This window comes from Gilliamella sp. Fer1-1 (assembly GCF_001690825.1).
In the GTDB taxonomy this organism is placed as follows: Bacteria; Pseudomonadota; Gammaproteobacteria; order Enterobacterales; family Orbaceae; genus Gilliamella; species Gilliamella apicola_C.
In genome coordinates this window covers 1-2096 of sequence record NZ_LZGX01000087.1, presented here as the reverse complement: position 1 = coordinate 2096, position 2096 = coordinate 1, and the positions used below count along the sequence as shown (strand labels likewise).

6 protein-coding genes are annotated in these 2096 nt (G+C 35.6%); 3 read left to right on the top strand and 3 right to left on the bottom strand.

Going from position 1 to position 2096, the window contains the following annotated elements:
• From A9G28_RS13630 to A9G28_RS09810, 3 genes are all read left to right on the top strand, one after another.
• The coding region (locus A9G28_RS13630; RefSeq protein WP_176702143.1) for a hypothetical protein at positions 1-457 on the top strand (457 nt) is incomplete at its 5' end.
• 121 nt (positions 458-578) lie between these two features.
• Positions 579-797, top strand: coding sequence for a hypothetical protein (locus A9G28_RS09815; protein WP_141674740.1), 219 nt, complete (start codon positions 579-581; stop codon positions 795-797).
• 104 nt (positions 798-901) lie between these two features.
• On the top strand, positions 902-1117 hold the full coding sequence (locus tag A9G28_RS09810) for a hypothetical protein (protein WP_065580555.1): 216 nt from the start codon (positions 902-904) through the stop codon (positions 1115-1117).
• Here the strand turns inward: A9G28_RS09810 and A9G28_RS09805 are convergent.
• The 3 genes from A9G28_RS09805 to A9G28_RS09795 all read right to left on the bottom strand — a co-directional run.
• A complete protein-coding gene (locus tag A9G28_RS09805) occupies positions 1100-1279 on the bottom strand; it encodes a hypothetical protein (RefSeq protein WP_065580554.1) in 180 nt (59 codons plus the stop codon). The genes A9G28_RS09810 and A9G28_RS09805 overlap by 18 nt on opposite strands.
• The gene (locus A9G28_RS13885) at positions 1279-1446 is read right to left on the bottom strand and encodes a transposase (protein ID WP_141674739.1); all 168 of its coding nucleotides are present in this window, start codon (positions 1444-1446) and stop codon (positions 1279-1281) included. Before A9G28_RS13885 ends, A9G28_RS09805 begins: the two co-directional genes overlap by 1 nt.
• Positions 1447-1591: 145 nt before the next feature.
• Positions 1592-2096 (bottom strand): integrase core domain-containing protein (locus A9G28_RS09795; RefSeq protein ID WP_141674738.1); only part of this gene is annotated, 505 nt, incomplete at its 5' end.

The window sequence follows — 2096 nt, the reverse complement described above, 5'->3', positions numbered from 1 at the left end:
TGATAACATCGCTCATCCACCAATTGATGTTGAATATAAAGGTAAGAAAGGTACTGCTCTATTTCTTAGCAATACTTTTGATGATGGAAGACGTAATTTAGAGGTTTATTTTTTAACTAATAATAACAAAGAATTATATAAGGCATTTGAAATTTACCCATATCAATATGATGAATTATTAAGTATCTTTGAATATGAATATATAGAGAATAAAACCAAAAGCAAATCAATCCTAATTCTAACAAAAGAAGTTTTTAAATCGAGCATACACTATCGTTATTTTGAATTACCAGTATTAATTGATAATGATGGTGTGTTAAGAGCATTATATTTTATAGGAGATGATGCTCTTGTAGCAAAAATTGGATGTATAGATAATTTTAAAACAAAAAAACGCTGCGAATTTTCAACGAAAGAGGGATTAATAAAATATCTTAATAAAGAAAGAAAACAATAATGAAATCGAATTAGCCACAGACACCGAGGCATGGAGTAAACACCCCTTACAAGCTAGCCAATTAACGAGCAGCAATCATAATATTGGCACACCACTCCTACTTGATATGAGTGATAATAACGTGAAAACACGCCAGCATCGAGCGGTGGATGAGCAAGATACCTTATGGATATACATAGAAAAAGCCCTTGACGATAAAAATATCACTATGTCGCCCGGTTGGCTATCAACCGAAAGCGAAGGTGTGAAGAAAGTGAGTTGCTGGGATTGGTTTGATTTTAAGCAAATTAAAGAAAATGCTAGCCTGAAAGACATTTATCTGAGTGCTAAAAAAACTTAAGCAGAAATAAGGATAATGCATCACTTGAACAATACACGCCAACAATAAAAGAAACATTAACACTATTAGACAAACAACACAGTGCTGATTCACAAAAATATGCGATGATAACAACGGACAGCTTTAAAGGGCTTATTGATAAGCCGGTATTAGCCTCGGCTCTTAGTCGCCTATTAATCCATTATGAAAGTGAATGGTATGGCAAAGTTGATTCAGAAGGCAAATTGCCAAAATGGGAAGCGTTAAATAGTGAAATTGTAACTGTAAATACCCCAAACTTAGTACACAACTCACGTAGAAAATCATGCTGCTTGTTTTAGTGTTTTATACTCAACCGAAATAATCACGGAATCATCCTGCAACTTAGGTTGGTAATAGTAAGCACAACGGCTTAAACCAACAATGGCACAATTCATCGTAATAGTGACTGAATGATTTTGTTGTAGTTGCTGTGCCCACGTTTTACGTGCCTTTGTGGGCACTAAAGTTTTTTTATGATTTCTTCCTGAAGCTGGGATTTTAAGCTCAGTTCGGCAAACATCTGTTTAAGCTTACAGTTTTCAGCTTCCAGCTCCTTTAAGCGTTTAATATCCGACGTTTCCATTCCGCCGTATTTTTCTCGCCATTTATAGAAAGTTGAATTCCCTATACCCTATTTACGGCACAACTCTTTAACGGGTACACCTGCCTCTGCTTCTTTTAAAATAGCTACGATTTGATGTTCAGTCATTTTTTCATAATTGAATCCTCTTTTTGTAAATACCCCAAACTTAGTACACAACTCACGCAGAAAATCATGCTGCTTGTTTTAGTGTTTTATACTCAATCGGTGTCATGTTATTTAATGCCTCATGCGGTCTTTCGGTGTTATAAATGGTTAGCCATTCTTCGGTTACCTTTCTTGCTTGTTCTAGATTATTAAATAGATATAAATCGAGTACTTCAGTACGATAGGTACGATTAAATCGTTCAATATAGCCATTTTGATAAGGGCTACCGGGCTGGATATAATTAATGGTTATATCATGTGATTTAGCCCAGTTTATAAAGGCTTTCCCTGTAAATTCTGGCCCATTATCGACCCGTATTTTTAATGGATACCCATGATATTCGGCCAGTTTATCTAAGTAACGGGTAATCCTTCCTGCGGGTAAGCTTACTGCAATATCAATCCCTAACGCCTCACGATTAAAGTCATCGATGACATTGAATGTCCTAAAGCGACGTTGATTACGACTACTGTCACTCATAAAATCCATTGACCAACATTCACCTTGTTTATTGGGGACTAATAACCTT

Coding starts and splice junctions, on each gene's coding strand:
- A9G28_RS09810 (WP_065580555.1), top strand. CDS start 902: ATGATAACAACGGACAGCTTTAAAGGGCTTATTGATAAGCCGGTATTA.